General features: G+C 41.1%; 21 protein-coding genes. 19 read left to right on the top strand and 2 right to left on the bottom strand.

What is annotated here, in order from left to right:
* Positions 1 to 233 precede the first annotated feature (233 nt).
* Positions 234 to 740, top strand: a complete 507-nt coding sequence (locus B0O44_RS13220; RefSeq protein ID WP_110831273.1) for a hypothetical protein — start codon at positions 234 to 236, stop codon at positions 738 to 740.
* Between the two features lie 13 nt (positions 741 to 753).
* Entirely contained in the window at positions 754 to 1,158 is a 405-nt protein-coding gene (locus tag B0O44_RS13215) for a hypothetical protein (protein WP_110831271.1), read from the top strand.
* Between the two features lie 106 nt (positions 1,159 to 1,264).
* On the opposite strand, the gene B0O44_RS13210 is transcribed toward B0O44_RS13215, so the two are convergent.
* Positions 1,265 to 1,723 (bottom strand): hypothetical protein, encoded by a 459-nt coding sequence (locus B0O44_RS13210; RefSeq protein ID WP_110831269.1) that lies wholly within the window; start codon positions 1,721 to 1,723, stop codon positions 1,265 to 1,267.
* A gap of 136 nt (positions 1,724 to 1,859) precedes the next feature.
* On the opposite strand from B0O44_RS13210, the gene B0O44_RS13205 reads away from it, so the two are divergent.
* The 17 genes from B0O44_RS13205 to B0O44_RS13120 all read left to right on the top strand — a co-directional run bounded on the left by B0O44_RS13205 (position 1,860) and on the right by B0O44_RS13120 (position 21,849).
* On the top strand, positions 1,860 to 2,600 hold the full coding sequence (locus tag B0O44_RS13205) for a hypothetical protein (RefSeq protein ID WP_110831267.1): 741 nt from the start codon (positions 1,860 to 1,862) through the stop codon (positions 2,598 to 2,600).
* Between the two features lie 622 nt (positions 2,601 to 3,222).
* Positions 3,223 to 4,245, top strand: a complete 1,023-nt coding sequence (locus B0O44_RS13195; RefSeq protein ID WP_211321373.1) for a hypothetical protein — start codon at positions 3,223 to 3,225, stop codon at positions 4,243 to 4,245.
* A gap of 4 nt (positions 4,246 to 4,249) precedes the next feature.
* The gene (locus B0O44_RS13190; protein WP_211321372.1) at positions 4,250 to 5,014 is read left to right on the top strand and encodes a hypothetical protein; all 765 of its coding nucleotides are present in this window, start codon (positions 4,250 to 4,252) and stop codon (positions 5,012 to 5,014) included.
* 73 nt (positions 5,015 to 5,087) lie between these two features.
* A complete protein-coding gene (locus tag B0O44_RS13185; RefSeq protein WP_110831263.1) occupies positions 5,088 to 6,038 on the top strand; it encodes a hypothetical protein in 951 nt (316 codons plus the stop codon).
* 4 nt (positions 6,039 to 6,042) lie between these two features.
* The gene (locus tag B0O44_RS13180) at positions 6,043 to 6,789 is read left to right on the top strand and encodes a hypothetical protein (RefSeq protein WP_146229829.1); all 747 of its coding nucleotides are present in this window, start codon (positions 6,043 to 6,045) and stop codon (positions 6,787 to 6,789) included.
* Positions 6,790 to 6,802: 13 nt separating this feature from the next.
* The gene (locus tag B0O44_RS13175; protein WP_245943659.1) at positions 6,803 to 7,846 is read left to right on the top strand and encodes a hypothetical protein; all 1,044 of its coding nucleotides are present in this window, start codon (positions 6,803 to 6,805) and stop codon (positions 7,844 to 7,846) included.
* A gap of 1 nt (position 7,847) precedes the next feature.
* Entirely contained in the window at positions 7,848 to 8,771 is a 924-nt protein-coding gene (locus B0O44_RS13170; RefSeq protein ID WP_110831259.1) for a hypothetical protein, read from the top strand.
* Between the two features lies 1 nt (position 8,772).
* A complete protein-coding gene (locus B0O44_RS13165; RefSeq protein WP_110831256.1) occupies positions 8,773 to 9,642 on the top strand; it encodes a hypothetical protein in 870 nt (289 codons plus the stop codon).
* 82 nt (positions 9,643 to 9,724) lie between these two features.
* A complete protein-coding gene (locus B0O44_RS13160) occupies positions 9,725 to 10,417 on the top strand; it encodes an SDR family oxidoreductase (protein ID WP_110831254.1) in 693 nt (230 codons plus the stop codon).
* 16 nt (positions 10,418 to 10,433) lie between these two features.
* Positions 10,434 to 11,105, top strand: coding sequence for a PspC domain-containing protein (locus B0O44_RS13155; protein WP_110831252.1), 672 nt, complete (start codon positions 10,434 to 10,436; stop codon positions 11,103 to 11,105).
* Between the two features lie 41 nt (positions 11,106 to 11,146).
* Complete coding sequence (locus B0O44_RS13150) at positions 11,147 to 12,097, top strand: LiaF transmembrane domain-containing protein (RefSeq protein WP_110831250.1); 951 nt, start codon at positions 11,147 to 11,149, stop codon at positions 12,095 to 12,097.
* 11 nt (positions 12,098 to 12,108) lie between these two features.
* Entirely contained in the window at positions 12,109 to 12,720 is a 612-nt protein-coding gene (locus B0O44_RS13145) for an RDD family protein (RefSeq protein WP_110831247.1), read from the top strand.
* A gap of 31 nt (positions 12,721 to 12,751) precedes the next feature.
* The gene (gene ispG, locus B0O44_RS13140) at positions 12,752 to 14,737 is read left to right on the top strand and encodes a (E)-4-hydroxy-3-methylbut-2-enyl-diphosphate synthase (RefSeq protein WP_110831245.1); all 1,986 of its coding nucleotides are present in this window, start codon (positions 12,752 to 12,754) and stop codon (positions 14,735 to 14,737) included.
* Between the two features lie 97 nt (positions 14,738 to 14,834).
* Complete coding sequence (locus B0O44_RS13135; RefSeq protein WP_110831243.1) at positions 14,835 to 15,416, top strand: RNA polymerase sigma factor; 582 nt, start codon at positions 14,835 to 14,837, stop codon at positions 15,414 to 15,416.
* A gap of 88 nt (positions 15,417 to 15,504) precedes the next feature.
* Entirely contained in the window at positions 15,505 to 16,653 is a 1,149-nt protein-coding gene (locus tag B0O44_RS13130; RefSeq protein ID WP_110831240.1) for a FecR domain-containing protein, read from the top strand.
* Between the two features lie 226 nt (positions 16,654 to 16,879).
* Positions 16,880 to 20,344 carry a TonB-dependent receptor gene (locus B0O44_RS13125; protein WP_170123331.1) on the top strand — a complete coding sequence of 1,155 codons (3,465 nt, stop codon included), beginning with the start codon at positions 16,880 to 16,882 and terminating at the stop codon, positions 20,342 to 20,344.
* An 11-nt stretch (positions 20,345 to 20,355) separates the two neighbouring features.
* Positions 20,356 to 21,849: a RagB/SusD family nutrient uptake outer membrane protein gene (locus tag B0O44_RS13120; protein ID WP_110831235.1), complete on the top strand. Its 1,494-nt coding sequence runs from the start codon at positions 20,356 to 20,358 to the stop codon at positions 21,847 to 21,849.
* A 134-nt stretch (positions 21,850 to 21,983) separates the two neighbouring features.
* Here B0O44_RS13120 and B0O44_RS13115 read toward each other — a convergent pair whose 3' ends face one another.
* The gene (locus B0O44_RS13115) at positions 21,984 to 22,805 is read right to left on the bottom strand and encodes an alpha/beta hydrolase family protein (RefSeq protein WP_110831232.1); all 822 of its coding nucleotides are present in this window, start codon (positions 22,803 to 22,805) and stop codon (positions 21,984 to 21,986) included.
* Positions 22,806 to 22,898 lie beyond the last annotated feature (93 nt).

The following is a 22,898-nucleotide window of genomic DNA, read 5'->3' as shown; positions in this document are numbered from 1 at the left end:
ACCCAAAAGCCATGTGTTTTCGCTGGGAAGTAATGTTACACTGTATTGCGCTTCATTAGGGTTCTTAATGATAGGTATTGTTCTTATGTATGTATCCTATAACCAGGTCCTAAGTGTATTTTTCAACAGCTATCAAAAGGTGTCATAATGCACCTTATTTTTAACCAAGGGTTGTCCTAAACAAATAGTACATTATATTAAAGCATTTTCGAATATAAAGAGGCTATTAAGTTATGAAAACATTTATTTTTGTTAAAATACTTCTTCTTATTACCATTATGATTCTTGCCTGCTGTAAGGGAAAGCAAAAGGAATTAAGTTTGTCCCTGTTTTTTAATCCTTCACAGGCATTTTACTCAGAACAGGTTTATTTTAAAGCTTTGCTCAATGACACCCTCCTTTTGGATACAGTCGTTAAGAATAAAAAAATAGACAATAGTGAGTTACTAAAAAAAGTGAACGTTAAATTGGGCAAACAATATGTACTTTCTATAAATGTTAATGGAAAAAGAAAAAATATTCAGTTCCAATACCAACGGGAAAGCTGTGTAAATGTTTTTGTAGGAATTAATGATCATGATCTGCTGCAAATGAAGGAACTTGCTATTGAGAACAAGAGAAGAACCTTAGGTGAAAAAGTTGATAACCACAAATTATTGGATAGTTTGAGGTTAAATGCAAAACCAAATGAGTATGATAGAGTAAAAGTGGTTTTTAATAATTGTTTTTCTCAAAAATAGATTGAAAAATAATATGAAAAGCCATTTGCCAATCATCCTCGTTACACTTTTGATTTGGGGGTGTTATACAAATAAGAAAACAGGAATTTTAGTAGTAGCTAATGGAACACAATCGCCGTTGACTGTGGTAAAACAACCTGACCAAATAATTACAGACAGTCTTGTTTTTTTTGACCAACTGGATAAGACTGAGTTTATAGTAGGTGAAACAAAGGCTATATCTTTACCTTATAGTGGTTTCAAAAGCTTACCAGATAGTAAGAAGACTTATTTATACGTTTTTAACTCTGATTCCTTAGATAAATGGAGAAATGAAAAGAAAATAGACGGAATATTGAAGAAATGTTTGATAAAGACGTTTTCGATACAATTGAATCAGGTGAAGGATAAATTAGATACTGTTTATATAAGCCGATAAATTTTAAAAAAATTGGTAATTTTTAAAGGAAACGAACAGGTGAGGCCAATGCAAATGAGCGTGGGCCTCACCTGTTCGTTTCCTTTTTCAATGTTGAACTTGGGAGCTAAAAGGTTTGTCGATTTGTCAGTACCAAACAATTCAATGAGGAACTGAAGGACAGTTCTTCGTGTTTTAAATAACCTTGCGAGGTTGGTACCGGACCACCAGTTTTATTACATTGTCCAAGTCCACAGCAGTACAAAACCTTAAACTCCCACATTCCATTAGGACGTACATTATAAGTAGTTTGGGTCGCGCCCTTCCAACTGCATTCATGCCAACTTGCCGGCAACGCACATCCGGCTGCTGCTTCGACAGATGCCGGGTCTATTTGCAATCCTTCGGTAGCCTCATCACTTTTCATCTTTGATGAATTGGAGCTAACAGAAGTTTGAGGTTTCGTTTTTTCTTGTATTGTCTTTAAATATTTTTTTGACTTATCACCTTGAAAGCCGATGGTTAACAATAAGAACACGGCCACAACCAGGGTGCTTACCCAGGTAGAAAAATTTTGCTTTTTCATAACGTTAAAGTGTTGGTTTTAAGTTAAATATACAAAATTTATAAATCGTTTGACTATAGACTCATATTTTTTAAAATAATCAATAAGTTTCAGAACTGAGCAGTCGGCTAAGATATTCTTTCCGGTACTACCCAATATGAATACCTATTCAAAATCTTTTATCACTTCGGTCCCCATTGCAGTTGATCCACGCAATAATGACGGGCAGACATTCAATGCTTACGTTCTAAATGCTCTTGGAAATGTAGACTGGCAGTTAATTAACTGGTCTTTTGGGAGTGTCCCATCAGATTATTCTGTTACAGAATTCGATGTTGATAAATTATTTTCCGTTGGAAATACGCCTGGCAATCAGGTGTTTTCAGTAGGTCGAGACGGTAATGTAGGGATTGGGACAGCGGTGTCCAAAGAGAAATTATCTGTCAACGGAAACATTCGTGCCCGTGAAATCAAAGTCGAAACCGCGAACTGGCCGGACTATGTCTTTACGAAAGACTATGTCCTTCCATCTTTAAAAGAAACCGAAAAATACATCCGGGAAAAAGGGCATTTGCTGGGTATTCCATCTGCCCAGGGAGTGAAAAACATTGGGGTCGATTTGGGAGAGATGAATGCGAAGCTGCTGAAGAAAATTGAGGAGCTGACTTTGTATTTGATTGAAATGAAGAAAAAGAATGATGACAGGGAGAGTAAGCTACAACATCAGATTGATCAGCGGGAAAAGGCTATTAAAATATTAAATCAAATAACGTCATACTATGAAAAAATAATTTATGAATTTTTTATTAGAGGAAGAGTAAATTCCAGAGACTGGTTATTGATTATTTGTTTTGGAATAATTAGCTTGGTGTACTTTCTAAAATTTGTATTTAGCTGATAACTGGTGTATTTCTTATGAATTTTCAAAACTTGCTTAGCTGGCTTGGGCCTATATACCTTCTTTTTCTGGGTATAATGACTAGATTTTCAAATAACGATGGATGGAGCTCTTCTAAAAAGTATTGGCTATATCTTATCATTATGGGTTTGATTCTATTGATATGTAATGTTTATAATTATTTCTTTACTAAAGAATACTAAGGTTGGTCAAAATAAAGAGGAATTTTTAAGAAAACTTTTTACCAAACCAGTCAGACTTAAAAAGATAAATAATATAAAAGTGATATCTGCCTTAGAAGGAATTAATCATAATTATCATTTTGATAAAGATGTGTTGACCTCTATAATCATGGATACAGATTATTTAGTGCATAAATTTTAAAATTAAATAGATAATTCGACTGATTGTAAGTTTGATCTCTGTTTTAAGATTTTATAATTTAAAAATCTGATGCATCACTTAGAAATAAATAAGCCCGATCACTACTCTTGTGATCGGGCTTATTTTATTATTAATTACCTTACGAAAACAAATTAGTTTTCCACAATTTCTCCAGTGCAGTGTGGTCGCACTGAAGGCTTTTATCTTGTCCATGTTTTGAGAAACCAGAATTAAAAACATGAAAAAGATATTGACCTTAACCCTCATCGTAGCTCTGCTGAGTGTTGCAACAAAATCAAGCCAGGCCATAACACTTCCGGAAAAATGTTTGGGTAGTTTTAACTTAAAAACAGTTCCCGATGACATTTATGAAACACAGGTTGTTTTTCCTGCAAACTATCAGGTTGGTGATTACATTGAATTTCTTCGGGTATATCCCATCGATGCAGGGACATCGGGGAATTACGAAGTTTCCATTTCTTATGTCAGAGGTAATATGGCAGCCTCAGCTACTCACTTGGCGAGTATATCACATGCCAATCCGGCGCTTTGGAGAGAAGTGGGAAAGACGAATAACAATGATTATGTAGGTGTTGGATTCAATTTTACAGTAGACTGTAATACCGAGTATGGAATTCCAAGGTTCAGGATCCGGGCCGTAAATACTTATGGTGTAAAAGAGGACCTGGTGGTCCACGTTAAAGTCCGGTCCATCAATTACAATTCAGGCTGGGCACCATTAAACAATACCGGCAACGATTTAACTGTAAACAAGTTTCTTTCCATGACTAATGACTGGAGTCTCTATGTTGGGCCAAATTATACCACTGAGGGGGCCAAATTAGCCTTAAAAGCAACGAATGAAGGGAACATTGGTATTGGAACCGCAGATCCCAAAGGTTATAAACTTGCGGTCAACGGAAAAGTTCGGGCCCAGGAAATCAAAGTTGAAACCGCCAACTGGCCGGATTATGTTTTTGCGAAAGATTATCAATTACCTTCTTTAAAAGAAACCGAAAAACACATTCAGGAAAAGGGTCATTTGCCAGGGATTCCATCGGCTGTGGATGTGAAAGATAATGGAGTGGATTTAGGCGAAATGAATGCTAGACTACTTCAAAAAATTGAGGAACTGACTTTACATCTGATAGAAAAGGATAAACAAATTATCAAGCAACAGGAACAAATAGAATTGATCAGAAATGATGTTCAGGTATTAAAAATAAAACTCGACAATGCTAAATTAAATTCCAAACCATAACAAAATGAAAGAACAGATTGTAACCATTTTTTTGATCATGTTAAGTGCTTTATCTTTTGGTCAGACACTTTCTGAAAAGCAGCAATTGAATGCCCGAGCCACTGGATATGGCATCGTTGCGGCTAAAAATCCGGGAAAGAGTTTTTCTATTTATGTCATTCCATGGGATGGAATAAATAGCCTGGAATACAATGCAAATAACCAGATCAATTCTGGTTGGCATGCGCAGGCTGCTGTAAAAGGGAATTATTTTTCCCAAAGCTTTGACGGGTCAGATTTTAGCCGTTACAGTTCAGTTGTATTAAGTGAAGAAGAATTCAATGCCTATAAATCCTTAGGTACTCAATGGTGGATTATTTGCAGTGATTTATCACCTTTTAGTAACACCAGCATCAGAACTCTTGAAAACGGGAATATTCTTGTAGGTAAAACGGTACAAACAAATTCCGGTTATAAACTTGATATCAATGGCAAAATCAGAGCGAATGAAATTGTGGTGAATACCAGTGGAGCCGATTTTGTTTTTGAGGAAAATTATAAATTAAAATCATTGTCAGAGGTGGAGGCCTTTGTAAAGGAGCATAAACATTTACCTGGCGTAAACTCGGCGAATGAGATGCAAAAAGAAGGTGTGGCTTTGAGTGAATTTCAAACAACTTTATTGCAAAAAATTGAAGAGCTAACTCTTCATTTGATAGAACAGAATAAAAGACTGAAGAAACAAGAAAAGCAGATTCGGGAGTTATCTGCCTTTCGGAGGAAAAATTAGTTTTCCACAATTTCCCCAGTGCAGTGTGGTCGCACTGAAGGGTTTTACATTCGTGTCATAAAATTTATGACATATGAAAAAGCATTCTATACTGTTAACAGGATTATTTCTTCTACTGGTCAATCAAATGACTTTCGGGCAAAGTTTTACGCCATCTAGCAATCAGAGTTATGTGGCGCTGGAAAAAAATATGTTGTTTAATGCAACAAGCAGATATACAGTTACCCAGTCCGGATTTACTGCTTTTGATTTGCCCGGTCTATTTGACGGATCTTTTTTTCAGCAATATCAGACCGGTTTTAATGGAGATACCGGCAAACAGGTGGTTATTGAAATTAGCGGCCTGCCGGCAACTCACACCCAGGTAGGTGGCTTGGTTGGATTTACTTCCCGGGCCCTGGCTCCTAAAAGATTTAAAATAGAAGCTTATGACGTCTATGTTGGATTCAACAATTGGAGAACGGTAGCGGATGTAACAGGAAATACAAAAGATACCTTTAGTGCTCCAGTAAGTGGTGAGATCACTAAACTTCGCTTTACTTTTTTTGAAGGTTTTGAACCCAATAGTGGTTATCCAGGTTGGATAGGTCTTTCTGAGCTTTTCTTTTTGCATGGAGAAGCTGCCAGTGCTTATGATGGTTTAATGGTAAGGTACGATTCGAAGGGTAATGTTGGTATCGGTACTTCAGATACCAAAGGCTATAAACTTGCGGTCAATGGAAAAGTCCGTGCTCAGGAAATCAAAGTAGAAGCTGCTAACTGGCCGGACTATGTTTTTACAAAGGATTATGCACTTCCTTCTCTAAAAGAAACCGAAAAACACATTCAGGATAATGGTCATTTACCAGGAATTCCTTCAGCTGCTGAAGTGAAGAGCAAGGGAGTAGACCTTGGTGAAATGAATGCTAAACTGCTTCAAAAAATTGAAGAGCTGACTTTGTACCTGATCGAGAAGGACAATAAGATCAACGCAATAGAAAACAGATTAAAAGAACTGGAAAAAAATCACCACCAAAACCGATAAGAAAATGAAAATCAAAATTGTTTGTGCACTGATGTGTTTAATCCCGTTTGGAAATCAGTTGTATGCACAGAACATTAATCCATTGGATTATTTATCAAAAAAGGTCAGGAATCTTTCCGTTGCTGGAAGCCATGATACATTTACGAATGGCTATACTTTTGCCTATGCCATAACGGGGGCTCCCTGGAATGGTGCATTTATGAGTTTCGGTGGGTTTGACAATAATTATGATTGCCAAATCAGTACAGCTTATGGCACCGAGCCGCATATGTCTTTTAGAACAAGAAACGGAGATTTTGATGTGTGGAATGGATGGAATGAAATTTATCATAACAATAACCTAAATAGGATTGATGTAGATTTTAAAGCAAGAAATATCAATGGGGAAAACCTTTTTCTTAACGGCAACATCGCACTTGGTACCTCCGATGTTAAAGGTTATAAACTTGCCGTCAACGGAAAAGTGCGGGCCCAGGAAATCAAAGTAGAAACTGCCAATTGGCCGGACTATGTCTTTGCAAAAGACTACGTACTTCCTTCTCTAAAAGAAACCGAAAAACACATTCAGGATAATGGTCATTTACCAGGAATTCCTTCAGCTTCGGAAGTGAAAAATAATGGCGTGGACCTTGGTGAAATGAATGCTAAACTGCTTCAAAAAATTGAAGAATTAACACTTCACCTGATTGATATGGAGAAAAAGAATGAAGCCTTGACAAACCGTGTATTCAAACTGGAAAAACAGAAATAAAATGAAATTGCTTTTGAAAAGAAAAATAGCTTTGGTTATAGGTATGACCCTATTGGGCTTAAACTACAGTCATGCCCAGAACCTGCTGAATATGGATGGCTGGACCATTGGGCAAGGTTCAACAGGTGTATTTGGCCGTAACGGGACTGAAATAGAAAACATAAGAGAATGGGGAGAAGGGCCTAATGGCAAAAGGGTTATTTTATGGAAATCGCAACCTGATGGACTTGCAAACGAAGATGGGGGTTGGAACACAAATCCTATTGCCATTGATCACACCAAAATGTACCGTTTTACGGTATGGATGAAAAAAACGAATTCAACAAATGGAGTCTCCTACTTCGGTTGTGACTATGTTGCTGATCTGGATAATAGCCCCCATGCTAATCCATATTTTTGGAATGGAAAACTTCCGGAACTGAACAAATGGTATTTGCTGGTGGGCTATATCCATGGTAGTGGAGATGATACCCAAGTTCATATGGGAGGAATTTATGATGGGGTGACTGGAATTAAAGTTTTGAATTGTACGGACTTTAAATTTTTTGTAGGCACCACCTCTACTTACCACAGGACCTACCTTTATTACGATCCAAACGTCAACGACCGCCAATATTTCTATGCGCCCCGGGTCGATGTGGTCAATGGAAATGAGCCTTCCGTGGAAAGCCTGCTGGGCATTCCGGGGGCCGGTTCCGGTAATGCTTATTTTGCAGGTAAGGTAGGCATCCAAACACCTAACCCAGGGAACTATGAACTGGCCGTGAATGGAAAAATCAGGGCCAAAGAAGTTAAAGTAGAGGCCGGATGGAGTGATTTTGTATTTGAAAAAGGCTATCCGCTTTTGCCACTTCCGGAAGTAGAATCTTTTATTGAGAAAAACAAACACCTGCCCGATGTCCCTTCGGATGCAGAGGTGAAAAAGAATGGAGTTAACCTGGGGGTGGTCCATTCAAAACTGCTTCAGAAAATCGAAGAGCTGACCCTGTATATCATTGAGCTGAATAAAACCGTTCAGCAGCAACAAAAAGAAATCAACCACTTAAAAAAGAAGTAAAATGAAAAAGTTTATACTCCTACTACTGTTACTGGTTACCTGGAAAGTAAAGGCGCAAAATAGCGGGACCATTACAATCGGAGGTGATTTTGATAAATTTTACCCTACCGTTTGGACAGATGGTGGCTGGGATAATAATGCTACTTCTGTTCTGGAGATTGGACGGTCTTTAGTTCATACGAACAGTGACTGGAGGGGAAGTTTACTTGCAAGATTTGAATTTCATTTAAACAGGTATGGAAATGCTTCGGATTTTATCAATGCTGATATTGTTCAGAACTATAAACACCTGGGTACTCAAAATGTAGATTTTATAGCTGGATGGGCAGATCAAACGTTAAGTAACCCCGGCTACGGAATGGTGATCTGGTTAAGGGGTGGGGGAACATCCTATTATTATAATTCAAAATATACGACCTCTTGTGTCGTTTACGATGGTGTTGCAAATCCATTACCCTATCAGGAATATAACGGGACCATACGTACATATAAAACAATGCCTGATGCTTATGTCAATTCCAATGGTTTGTCCAGAACCGGAACCGCTTACTTTAATGGAACTGGGGCAAGTTATTTTGCAGGTAACCTTGGATTGGGCACGCCCGATACCAAAGGCTATAAACTTGCGGTCAATGGAAAAGTCCGCGCACATGAAATCAAAGTAGAAACCGCGAACTGGCCGGATTACGTGTTTGCAAAGGAATACGACCTTCCAAGTTTAAACGAAACCGAAAAACACATTCAGGAAAAAGGTCACTTACCCGGCATCCCATCAGCAGCAGAAGTGAAAAACAACGGTGTAGACCTGGGAGCAATGAATGCAAAACTACTTCAGAAAATTGAAGAACTGACTTTGTATATCATCGATCTGAACAAAACCGTTCAGCAACAACAAAAAGAAATCAACCACTTAAAAAAGAAATAAAATGAAAAAGTTTATATTCCTACTACTATTACTGGTTACCTGGAAAGCTCAGGCACAAATTGATGCCACAATAAATCAGGCTGCAATTGGGCTTGGTGCGACAACAACAGACCCTAATTATAAATTTAATTATCGGAATAATTTAATACCCCATTATGGTTTAAGCTGGTATGAAGAGCAGACATCTTCATCACCAATGGGCTATCTGGCAGGATATGGAGGGTTAAAATTTTTTACTGGCGGTGTCCCCCAATTTGTTATAAACGGAGCGGGTAATATTGGCATCGGCACCACCTCACCTCAGGCTACTTTAGATGTAAACGGCCCTGCAATTATAAATGGATCGGGCAATACACTCACGCTAAAAAAATCAAATAACATACCAGCCATTGCTTTTCAGGGGGCAACATCTGCTGCGGTTATTGAAGGTGGTGATGATTATTTAAAAGCCTATGTTGGAGGGGTTGCCAGGCTGGCCATTCAGGCTTCTGGAAACGTTGGCATCGGCATCAACAATCCACAGGAAAAGCTAGCTGTGAACGGAAACATCCGGGCCAAAGAAGTGAAAGTAGAAACTGCGAACTGGCCGGATTATGTATTTGCAAAAGAATACGGCCTTCCAAGTTTAAACGAAACCGAAAAACACATTCAGGAAAAAGGTCACTTACCCGGCATCCCATCAGCAGCAGAAGTGAAAAACAACGGCGTAGACTTGGGTGAAATGAACGCCAAATTGCTCCAAAAAATTGAAGAATTAACTTTGCACCTCATTGACCAGAATAAAAAACTGGAAAGCCTGAACCTGCGGCTGGACCAAAAGGATGAAGAAATTAAAAGCCTGAGTACAAGTCTGGAGAAAATCAAAAAATAAAATAGTTGAGCTAAACAAGTTCTTTTAACCACTAAGCCCAAATTTTTATATATAATTGCAATTGCTAAAAAGATGTTTAAACATGAATGCAATTGTAACAGGCGCAACTAAAGGCATTGGGCGTGCCATTGCGCTTAAACTGGCTGATTCTGGTTATAACTTAGCCATTTGCTCCAGAAATGAAGAGGAACTTCAGCCTTTTGCAAAAGAACTCGAAAAAAAAAATATACAAGTCGTTGCTTTAGTGGCAGACTGCAGCATTAAAGAACAAGTACTCCATTTTTGTGAGGCTGCCACTAAAATTTTTAAGACCGTTGATGTTCTGGTGAACAATGCCGGTACATTTTTACCCGCTTCTTTGCTCGACGAAGAAGACGAAAATCTCGAAAAACAGCTGAACCTCAACCTGAAAGCAGCTTATTATTTGTCTAAACATTTTGGGAAAATCATGCGCAAACAGCAATCAGGGCATATTTTTAACATTTGCTCTGTAGCCAGTAAAGAAACTGTGCAAAATGCTGGTAGTTACTGTGTAACTAAATGGGCCTTGCTTAGTCTTAATAATGTATTGCGGCAGGAATTAGCCCCTTATCATGTTAAGGTTACCGCAATTTTACCAGGTTCTACATTAACTGCTTCTTGGGCCGGAACAGATATCCCCAAAGACCAGTTTGTACAACCGGAAGATGTTGCAGAAGCTTTATACACCGCGTTAAATTTAAGTGTTGGTGTGAATGTTGAGGAGATGGTTTTGAAACCGCAAAATTTTAAATAGAAAAGGAGATTTAGTTATGGACAAGAGATTATTTAGAAACGAGCATGATAAAGTGATTGCTGGTGTTTCGTCCGGTGTTGCAGAGTATATGGAGGTTGATGTGACGATTATAAGGTTACTCTTTGTATTGTCGACCATTTTCCTGGTAGGTACAGGCATACTGGTGTATTTGATTATGTGGATTGTGGTTCCTGCAAATAATGATCCTGCAGCGCGCTTCTCGAAGTTTAACGACTTTTTTAAAGATCAAAATACGGCAAACCCTTTTGGAGGGACAAGTACTTCGGCCCCGGACCCTGCGTCTGCGGCGAACACAGCCCCAAACTGGAGTTCAGCCAGTTTTGACGAAGGGAAATTTAAAGCACAACAAAATCCTGATTATAAAGTCAGCAGTAAAAACAGTGATACAGGACGTACCGTAGGAGGGTTGTTTCTGCTGGTTATTGGTATTTATTTTCTGATGAATGAATTTCATATCATTCCTTACTGGTTCAGATTAGGTAAATTGTGGCCGCTGGTGTTCATTGCCATCGGGGTCAGTTTCATTATTAAATCCAAAAGGAGAAATGCCTGGGAAGAATGGAAAAGTCAGCAAGCGCAAAAACCTGCTGCTCCGGAACCACCTAAGGCTGAAGTAACCCCGGATTCAGGGAACAATGAAAACACGCCGGGTACAACACAGTTGTAACAGGTGGACAATGGATTTTTGTTTAAATTAAACTTAAAAAGATGAAACTAGATAGAATCATGTGGGGTATTGTACTGCTGTTCATAGGCGGCGTACTCCTGCTGGAAAACTTTAATGTAATAGATTTTTATTGGAGAAGCGTATGGCGTTTCTGGCCGGTGTTCCTGATTATTGCCGGAGTAAATATTTTGTTTAACCGTCAAAAATCGCAGGCAGGTAATGTGATTTCAATTGCTGTACTGGTGTTTCTGCTGGGCTTCCTTTTTTACAAAGGCCAGCGACCGCCAAGTGACAGGAACTGGTTTGCCGATAGTTTTAAAGGCGATCTGGAAATCAATGACGATGATAATGATGTCAAGGATGTGAAGCGTTTGAGTTTCAGTGAGCCTTTTAGTGCCGACAGCAGTAAAAACGTTACCCTCAATGTATCGGGAGGAGGAACTTCCTTTAAACTGGAAGGGGAAACCGATAGCCTGATCGCTGTTGGGGTCAGAAAAAGATCAGGGGACTATTCTCTTAGAAAGGAGACCACAGACAGTACGCAAGTTCTGACTTTTAAAATGCAGGAAAAAAAGCGCAAATGGTCTATTAATGAAGGCGGAAATGATGTTGCTTTTAAACTGAATAAAAAACCGGTTTGGAATGTCAATATGAATATGGGCGCAGGAGAGGTGAAATTTGACCTTTCTGATTATAAAATAAGGACCTTTCATTTTGAAGGTGGGGCTGCGGCAATGGAAGTAAAAATCGGTGATCTTTTACCCATTACTGATGTAGTGGTTAAAACCGGTGTCGCAGACATCAACATCAGTGTACCCCAAAACTCAGGTTGCAGAATTAAAACCCAAACCGGACTTTCGGCCAAAGATTTTACAGGTTTTACCAAAATGGATAACGGAACCTATGAGACCCCAAATTATAAAGCAGCTGCCAAAAAGATTTTTATCACATTGGACGGTGGTTTGAGTAACTTTGAAGTCAAAAGGTACTAAGGTTAAAAAAATTGGAGCAAGTTTCCTATACAGTAGTTATTAATGGTAAACCCCAGGGGCCATTTTCCCTGGAGCAGCTTTCAGATCTTAAAGTCCGGCCGGGTACCTTTATCAGGAAACCCGGAATGGACGATTATAAAGAAGCTCACGAATTCCCGGAATTGCGTGAGCTTCTTGGTTTTTCCTTTCAGCAAACCGCACCCCAGTATTTTGCTTCTTTTGATCAGCGTTTGCTGGCTGCGGCTATTGATTTCTTTTTAATTTTTCTGGCTTATATTTTTGTTTTGCTGCTTTGTTTTTTGGTTGTTTCTGATAAAAATACACGCATTCTATTGTTTGTGACTTATATGCCATTGATCCTGGTTGCGCGTTTTATTTATGGGAGTATTGCCGAAGCGGGCAAAAAACAAGGCACCATAGGCAAAAGACTGTTGAACATCAGGGTTACTGATATGATGGGCAACCGCTTAAGTATTGGCCGTTCCTTTCTTAGAAATGCCTGCAAAATCCTTTCTGTTATTCCTTTGTTTTTTGGTTACTTGTATAGTTTTCTCAATAAAAAGCAACAATGCTGGCACGACATCGCAGCAAATACACTGGTGATAAAGGATAGATTAATATAATCTTTATCTTTGCAGTTCATTTACAAAGGTCATGGAAGAAGTCGTTAGTCAAAAGGAGCTTGAAGGTGGGTATTGTACAAATTTATCCCGGTATTCTAGGTTTTTAACCAGGGAAGTGCAAATCGGAGATGTCCCTATGGGTGGGCACAACCCCATTCGCATCCAGTCCATGACCACCACAGACACCATGGATACCCTGGGCACTGTAGAACAAAGCATCCGCATGGTCCACTCGGGCTGTGAGTACATTCGTATTACTGCCCCAAGTATGAAAGAGGCCGAAAATCTGGCCAATATTAAAAAAGAACTGCGTTACCGTGGTTATACTGTTCCCCTGGTTGCCGACATCCATTTTACACCCAACGCAGCAGAAACTGCCGCCAGAATTGTAGAAAAAGTGCGCGTTAACCCAGGTAATTATGCTGATAAAAAACGTTTTGAAAATATAGATTATACCCCTATAGCCTACCAGGCAGAACTGGAAAGGATTTATAAAAAATTTAGTCCCCTTGTAAAAATCTGTAAAGAGTACGGCACTGCCATGCGTATTGGAACCAATCATGGTTCCCTTTCGGACCGCATTATGAGCCAGTATGGGGATACCCCAAGGGGGATGGTGGAATCGGCGATGGAATTTATCCGCATGTGCGAAGACCTGAATTATTATAACCTGGTCATTTCCATGAAAGCGAGCAATACCCAGGTTATGGTACAGGCTTACCGGTTACTGGTACAAACCATGGTTAAGGAAGGGATGAATTATCCTTTGCATTTGGGGGTGACCGAAGCAGGGGACGGGGAAGACGGCCGCATCAAATCGGCGGTAGGTATTGGGACCTTACTTGAAGATGGGCTGGGAGATACCATTAGGGTTTCGCTTACCGAAGACCCTGAATTTGAGGCCCCGGTGGCCAAAGCTTTGGCCGAAAGGTATGAACGAAGGGCTTTGGAAACAGAAAAACTGGGGGCTGATATAGCAGTAGACCTGAAAGCCAGCAACCTTCCTTATGATCCATATCAGTATAGCCGCAGACAAAGTGATACTGTGCAGCATATTGGTGGGCACCATCATCCGGTAGTTTTACTCGATGTTTCTGCACAGAACCTCAAAGACCCTTTTTTCCTGACTGCAGCGGGCTATAAATACAGTGCCGTGCTGGATAAATACAATATGACCGATCAGGCTTGCGACCTGGTCTATCTTGGAGATCAGTTGCCTTCTTTCTCTTTTCCGGGAAATTTAAAGCAAATTTACAACTACCCGACCTGGCTGACTTTAAAAGATCAGCACAATTGTCATCCCTTGTTGTCTGTAACGGAATTCCATGAGCTGGCGGTTAAGGACGAATTTTTAAACCTGATAAGGGTTGAGGCAGGAGATTATTCAATAGAACAACTTCAAAAACTGGACAGTACTTGTGTGTTGCTGCTGGAAAGCCATGCTGTTCATGCCATGGCGCAGCAACGGGCCTTTTTTACGGCAATGCTCCAGACGGGACTGAAGTTGCCGGTTATCATTAAACGCAGCTACGAAAACACCAGTCCCGAAAATCTGATGCTGTATGCCGCAACAGATTTGGGCGCTTTGTTTACAGATGGTTTTGGCGATGGCCTTTGGCTGGAAGCGCCTGGTATCGACCTTGCACTAATCAACTCTCTGAGTTTTGGTATTCTTCAGGCTACGCGGACCAGAATTTCCAAAACAGAATATATATCCTGTCCAAGCTGTGGAAGAACACTTTTTGACCTTCAGGAAACCACTCAACTGATCCGTTCACGGACCGACCACTTGAAAGGGATTAAAATTGGGATTATGGGCTGTATTGTAAATGGGCCAGGGGAAATGGCCGATGCAGACTATGGCTATGTAGGAACCGGACCTGATAAAATAACCCTTTACCGGGGTAAAGAAGTGGTCAAAAAAAATGTAAATGCTGCCCAGGCACTCGATGACCTGATCGAACTGATTAAAGAAGATGGAAACTGGGTAGACACAGCCGCTGCCGGTGATGTTTAAAAAAGATGACCTGTTTATCTATATAATTGTTACTTAATTTGGAAATAATTATTTAACATTGGGCTGCGCTTTTATTAACCCGGCAAAAGTGTAGATCATGATCACCTACAGTAAATTCAGCGATACCGAACTGACTGAGTCTTTGCGACTGGGTGATGCTATGGCATTTACTGAAATTTACGAGCGTTTTTTTGGCGTTTTATACCAGCATGCTTTACACCGCTTAAAAGATGAAGCTGCGGCAAAAGATGTTGTTCAGGGACTTTTTGAAACTTTATGGTTTAAAAGAAACGAGATCCTGCTTAAAACAAGCTTAACCAATTACCTGTATACCGCAGTCCGTAACCGGGCACTAAAGGTCATCGCACATCAAAATGTGACCGCTGCCTATGCCGAAAAACAAATCAGCTTTGTACGTCCTGACGAAGGGCTAACCGATCACCGGATCAGGGAAAGACAGCTCGCAGCGATTATAGAAAAAGAAGTTCAGTCCCTTCCGCCAAAAATGAAGGAAGTTTTTGAACTGAGCAGAAAGAACAACTATACCCATAAAGAAATTGCTGCACAATTGGGCATTACCGAGCAGTCGGTCAGAAGCCATGTGAAAAATGCATTAAAAATTTTAAGGGTAAAACTGGGCTTTGTACTGTACTTTTTTATGCTTTTTGGAGGATTTTAAGACGATCTGAAAAAAAAATAAAAAAAAATACCCCCCTGCACCCAGACTTAAAGGTCTTAAGATTTACCAACCAAACTAAACTTCCTGCATGCCAGAAATAGATCTGAACGACTTACTGAATAAGTATAATAAAGGTGTTTGCAGTCCCGAAGAGCTTGCGCTTCTGGAAACCTGGTATGCCCAGACCCAGCCCGATGGTGCCGATGTAGATCACCAGGGCACGTTGCGTGCAAAAAACGAAGTGTGGTCTGCACTTTCACCAATTTTGTCTCCGGTTAAATATCCGTTTAAATGGGCTTCTGTTGCGGCCGCTGCGGTTGTTTTGATGGCCCTTTCCGCCGGCCTGTTTTTTTATTTTAACCAAAAGGAAGGTATTTCTGACCTTTCTCCAAAAGCCCTTGCGAAAGTAGATGTAGGCCCTGGAGGAAACAAAGCTTATTTAACACTGGCCAATGGTAAACGCATTATGCTTACGGGTGCGGAAAACGGACAACTGGCTAAAGAGGCAGGTGTAAGGATCAGTAAAAGTGCAGATGGACAATTGGTGTACAGTGTGGAAGATGCCGGTGCGCAGCATGCCGGAGCATTGAATACGATTGAGACACCTAAAGGGGGGCAATATGAAATCCGTTTGCCCGATGGGACAGTGGTTTGGTTAAATGCAGGCTCCAAACTTATTTACCCGGTTTCTTTTGCGGCACTGAAATCGCGTCAGGTTGAACTGACCGGGGAGGCCTATTTTGAGGTGGCCAGGGACATAAAACGTTCTTTTAAAGTGAAAAGTTCAGGACAGGAAGTGGAGGTTTTGGGTACTCATTTTAACATCAATGCTTATAAAAATGAACCTGCAGTGAAAACGACTTTGCTGGAAGGCGCTGTGCAGGTGGCCAGGATAAATGAAAAAGACCAGCAGCTGGCAGAAAAAACCTTACTGAAAACAGGGGAACAAGCGACTTTTACTTCGACGGGCATTAAAGTACGGGCGGCCGATGTAGAAGAGGTGATGGCCTGGAAAAATGGAAATTTTATTTTTAACGACGAGGATTTACCAAGCATTTTACGAAAAGTAGAGCGCTGGTACGATATGGAGGTGATTTATGAAGACAGACCTGGTCAGGTCTCTTACATTGGTAAGGTCTCCCGCTCGAAAAATGTGTCCTCTGTTTTGAGGGCACTGGAGCAGGCAGGGGATGTGCATTTTAAAATTGAAGGAAGGAGGATTACCGTGATGAAATAACTTTACTATTCCTCTGCGGTAAACCACAAAAAAATACCGGAAGTGCTACCAACACCTCCGGTCGGGGATCACGGTATAGCCGTTTTCCATGTTCAGGTTTACCCTTTAAATATGCAGCTAAACACATTCAATCAATTGAACCCAAACAATCAAATATATGATTATTTACGATCTTTTTAGGTCCAGGCCATCAGCCGTTTATGTACCTAAACAATTCTTTCGGATTATGAGGCTTATCATAATGTTAATGACCGTTGGTATCCTTCATGTAAGTGCCGCGGGCTATGGACAGCGCATTACCCTGTCAGAAAAAAACGTCTCTCTGGAAAAATTAATTAACAAAATCAGAACACAGAGTGGATATGACTTTTTAGGTGATTCCAAACTTATTCTGAAAGCTAAACCTGTAAACATTAATGTGAAAGACGCTTCTATAGAAGAAGTGCTGGACATTTGTTTTGAAGGCCAGAACTTAAGCTATAAATTGGACAATAAGATCGTGGTGATCAAGTCCAAAGAAAAATCAGCAGCAGATGTTTTTGTGGATGCCGTACGCGGCATGTTCCTGAACATTGATGTGAAAGGCCGTATCGTAGATGAGACCGGACAACCTTTAAGCGGAGCTTCTGTATTGGTGAAAGGAACCGTTAAAGCGGTAGCAACAGATGCAAATGGAAACTTTTTGTTAAAAAATGTTGATAAAAATGCAATTCTGATCATCAAATTTATAGGTTATGCACCAAAAGAGGTGAAAGCCACTGAAAATATGGGTAACATTCAAATGGAGCCCGATTCACAGGTTTTAAATGAGTTTATTGTTGTTGCTTATGGAACAACTAAAAAAGGCGCTTTTACCGGATCTGCCGCAAAGGTAAGTGCAGAGGACCTTGCCACAAGGCCGGTGACCAATATTAACAGTGCCCTTGCAGGTTCAGCTCCCGGTATACAGGTGAATGCCGGGACTGGCCAGCCGGGCGCAGCGCCTTCTATCCGCATCAGGGGTATTGGTTCGATCAATGCATCGAATGATCCTTTGTACATTGTAGATGGAATACAATACGATGGAAATATTGCCAACCTGAATACAGATGATATTGAAAATATTACTGTTTTAAAGGATGCGGCATCTTCTTCCCTGTATGGTTCAAGTGCAGCAAACGGTGTAATTTTAATCACTACGAAAAAAGGAAAATCCGGTAAGGAACAACTTTCGTTCAGGATGATGCAGGGATTGGTTTCCAGGGGCGTTCCTGAGTATGATCTGGTTAACGCGTACCAATATTATCCTTTGGCATGGCAGGCCTACAGGAACAGTTTAGTGTACCCGGCCAGTGCCAGTACACCGGGCTTGTCACTGGCGGCTGCAAATGCGCAGGCAACTAAAGACATTAAAGGTTTACTGATGAACAATCCTTTTAATGTGGCTGATAATGCCATCGTTGGAATTGACGGTTTGTTAAACCCTGATGCACGTTTATTGTACCCGGATGACCTGGACTGGTTGAAAGAAGTGGCAAGGACCGGTAACAGAAGCGACTATACGATGTCACTGGGGGGCGGTACGGATAAGTCCGATTACTATGCTTCATTAGGTTACCTGAATGAAAAAGGATACATTATCCGTTCTGACTACAACAGGATCAACGGAAGGATCAATGTAAATTCCCGTCCAATGAGCTGGTTTAAAACAGGCTTAAACCTGTCGGCTGCTTTAATTAAATCCAACCAGGCAGATGCCGGTACAAGCGGTAGTTTGGTGAACCCGTTTAACTTTTCAAGAGGTATCGGGCCAATTTATCCGGTTTACGCACACAATCCGGTCACGGGCGATTTTTTATATGATTCCAGAGGAGACAAGGTATATGATACCGGGAGTTTGCAGGGAACCTCTTATGGTGTTCCAAACCGGCCTTCAGGTGCGTCTTCGGGCCGTCATGTGTTGCAGGAGACCCTGTTGAACTCTACAATCGTTAAAAGAAATGTATTGGGCGGAAGAACTTACGGAGAGATCACTTTCCTGAAAGACTTTAAATTTACCACCAATTTAGGGGTGGATGTGACCAGTTATCAGTTTGCAGATTACCAGAACAAACTGGTTGGTGATGGTGCACCAAACGGAAGGGCCAGAAATACCAATACCACTACAACATCTTATACCATTGAACAATTGTTGAACTACAACAAAAGCTTTGGAAAGCATAACGTTGCCGTTTTATTGGGCCACAACAATTACGCTTATAATTATAAATACATGACCGGGGCCAGAAACACCCAGGTTGTGGATGACAGTAAAGAACTGGTCAATTTTACGACCACGACTTCGTTAAGCTCCTATACGGATAACTACCATAAAGAAGCCTACTTTACAAGGGTAAATTATGACTATGACGGTAAATATTTTCTTTCAGGTTCCTTTCGCCGGGATGGTTCTTCCAAATGGGCACCAGGCCGCAGATGGGGTAGTTTTTACTCCGTTGGAGGTGCATGGCTGATCAATAAAGAGGGCTTCCTTGCAGACCAGACCTGGTTGAACTCTTTGAAACTGCGTTCTTCTTATGGTTCTGTTGGTAATGATGGTCTGACCGGCTATTACATTGACAGGGAATTTTATAGTCTGGGATATAACAACGCTGTTGAGCCTGGTATTTTAGTAGGAACTTTACCAAACCCGACCATTACCTGGGAAACCAATATACAGGCAGATGCTGCTTTGGAATTTGCCATGTTTGACAACAGGTTACGCGGTTCATTTGAGCTGTTCAACAGGGCATCTGACAATTTATTGTTTGAAGTACCCTTGCCGTTGTCTAGCGGTTACGGTATTGGTGGCGGAACCGGCGTTTTTGCAAAAAACATTGGCCGTATGCGCAACCGTGGTATAGAAATCCAATTGGGTGCAGACATCATAAAAAGCAAAGCGTTTAAATGGGATATGAACATCAACTGGACTATGGTACGTAACAAAATTACGGCCATGCCGGAAGAAACCCCTGTGATTATTGACGGGACCAAACAGCTGGCCGTTGGACAATCCAGGTATGAATTCTGGTTGCGTCAATGGGCTGGTGTAGACCCTGCAGATGGTGCTGGTTTATATGAAATTAACCCTTTGAACCTGCCTTCAGCAGCAGATACACGTACCATTAACGGTCAAAAATATACCAGCAATAGCAACAATGCCCTTTATGCCTATTCAGGTTCTGCACTTCCAAAATTTGATGGTAGCATTACCAATACTTTTGCTTATAAAGACTGGTCACTAAGTGTTCAGCTAAATTATGGTGTAGGTGGTAAATATTACGATGGAAACTATCAGGGATTAATGTCTTACAGCTCTTACGGAGGTTCCCTGCATGTGGATGCCTTAAAAAGCTGGCAGCAAGTTGGTGATCCTTCCGGAATACCAAGACTGGATGTAGGACGCTCTTCTTTTTACAATGCGACTTCCACCCGTTTCCTGATCGATGCTTCTTATTTGGATATGCGCGCGGTGACCCTTGGTTATAATGTGCCAAAGCCTTTCATCAAGAAAGTGGGACTGAGCAAATTAAATGTATTTGCCAGCGGTGAAAATCTGTTCCTTGTGTCCAAACGCAAAGGACTGGACCCGAGACAGAATTTTAACGGAACCAATGGTAACGTATATTCTCCGTCAAGGGTAGTGAGTTTAGGTATTAATGCATCATTTTAATTAGAACGATTATGAGAAATCTACATAAGATATTTTTACCCCTGGCAGCTGTTGCCTTGCTGATGGGATCTTGTAAAAAAAGTTATCTGGACACTGCTCCAACTGACCAGGTGGATGGTTCAGAGGTGTTTAAAAATACCACCAATGCCATGGCGGCATTAAATGGTATACACCGGTCCCTGTACATGCAGTACTCCAGACAGGAAGAAGGCGGGCAGGGTTCTGTGAATTTAAATATGGACTATATGGGGAATGACATCGTCAATGCGGTAAGTACCACCACTTTTGGGGTACATAAATGGGTAACCCACCGCAATGCAACCACCTTAAACAACGCCTATATTTATAGTTATTTTTACAAAATCATTCAGAATGCCAATAAAATTATTGACAATATTGATGGCGCTGAAGGACCAGACAATGAAAAGAAACTGATCAAGGCAGAGGCATTTACTTACCGTGCCTGGGCACATTTTAACCTGGTACAGGTTTTTGCCAAGCGTTACGATCAGGCCGGGAACAATACCCAGGCAGGGGTGCCTATTAAAATCACTTCCGTACAGGAAGGCGGTCAGCCAAGGGCAGCAGTTGAAGCGGTATACGCGCAGGTCAACAAAGACCTGGATGCTGCTTTTGTTCTTTTTGCCACGGCCAAAGTAAGGCCGAACAAGTCTCACCTGAACCTGAATGTGGCCAAAGGAATCAAAGCCAGGGTCGCTTTAACCCAGGGCAAATGGGCCGATGCGGCGCAACTGGCTATAGAGGCGCGTGGGGCACAGGCATTGATGACCCCGGAAGATTATGTGAAAGGCTTTAACAGTGTAGACAATGTGGAATGGATGTGGGGCAGCAAACAGGTAGAAGACCAAACGACCTATTTCTATTCTTTCTTTGCCTATATGGGAACTTATAACTCTACAGCAAACCGTACCAACCCTAAACGGATCCTTTCTACATTGTATAACAGGATTCCTGCGACAGATGTGCGTGTTAAACTATGGGACCCAACCGGTAAAAACCCTGATTTTCCACTTACACCAGGTGGAATCAGATCGACTTTTATGCAGGCTAAATTTACCAATGCCGGTACAACCAGTATTGGGGATGTGGTGCACATGCGTGTAGCGGAAATGTACCTGATCGAAGCAGAGGCCCGTGCGCACCTGGCTGTAGAAGGGAATGCTGCTGAAAACGCAAAAGCGGCTGCAGCACTATTTACACTGGTCAATAAAAGAAACCCTTCCTATACTTTATCGGCCAATACTGGTGCAGCTTTACTCAATGAAATCCTGATCCAGAGAAGGATCGAACTTTGGGGCGAAGGTTTTGGTTTCCTTGACCTGAAACGTTTAAATGCACCGGTAGATCGTACCGGCGGAAATGCTACAGTAGCCCTTGCGGGTGTATTGACTGTTCCGGCCGGTGGTCCGGAATGGCAGTGGATGATCCCACTGGATGAAATCAATTCCAATCCGGCCATTGGTCAGGGTGGACAAAATCCATAAAGGAGCATTTGAATCCCCCCTCTAAAGGGGGGCTCATTATATAGCCGTCATCTCGACGAGAGGAGAGATCTCTCCTCTCGTCGAGATGACGGCTTTTTTCATACAAATCTGTTTTTTGTAAGCGGATTAATTTTCTAAGCTTTTAAAAATGCCAGTGTTTTATCACAGACTTCCTGTAAATGGTCCGGAAGTTCTTTGTTTTTATAAGGATGTGAAGCCCCGTATACATGACTGGCACCCTCTATTTTTTGGAGTTTTGCAGCGGGCTGCGCCTGTGCCAGTTGCTGGGCCACACTAAAGGGTACATTTACATCCTGATCCCCATGCAGAATGAGCCAGGGAATGGTGATCCTTTTGGCGGCATCAATGAGGTTATAGGCCGCTTTGTGCGCTTTAAAATCTTCCAGTAAACTTACATTTAAAGGCATTTTCTCCTTGGTCCTTGCGTTTTCTACAAAAATCTGCCCTTCTTTTTTCCAGCTTTCTTCCTGCTCCTTTTTCCACAGACTGCTAAAATCATTTATAGCACTCCAGGTCACCACTTTCTGGATCCGCGGATCATCGGCGGCCTTTAAAATGGCCAGCGCAGCACCCCGGCTATGGCCGATCAGGTTGATCCTGGAAAAAGCCTGGGTATGCGAAATGTGGTTGATCACAATATTCAGGTCGGCAATTTCCTTGGCAATGGTATTGGAGGCAAAGGCATCCATATCGGTTACCTCATCAGGCTGCTGCGGCGTTGTACCTCCATGGGAAAAGTTAAATTTTAAATAATAATAGCCTTTTTTTGCAAAAAAATCGGCCACCAGCTGGTGTGCTCCCCAGTCTTTAAAACCTTTAAAGCCGTGGATAAATAAAACCATTTCCTGGTTTGTATATTTATCGTCATAAGTGCTGTCCCCAAGGATGGCTTTATCATGTGAGCCGCTTAATATAAATTGTGATTTATGTAACATAAAAGGCTGTTTATTGCGTGTTTACAGTATATAACATAACTTAAGTTTGGAATGTTTCGTATCTTTTATTTATTTAAAACCTTTCTAAATTAG

The sequence above is a fragment of the Pedobacter nutrimenti genome (genome assembly GCF_003208655.1).
GTDB lineage: Bacteria > Bacteroidota > Bacteroidia > Sphingobacteriales > Sphingobacteriaceae > Pedobacter > Pedobacter nutrimenti.
The sequence above is the reverse complement of the archived record's forward strand: the minus strand, read 5'-3'. Positions and strand labels throughout refer to the sequence as shown.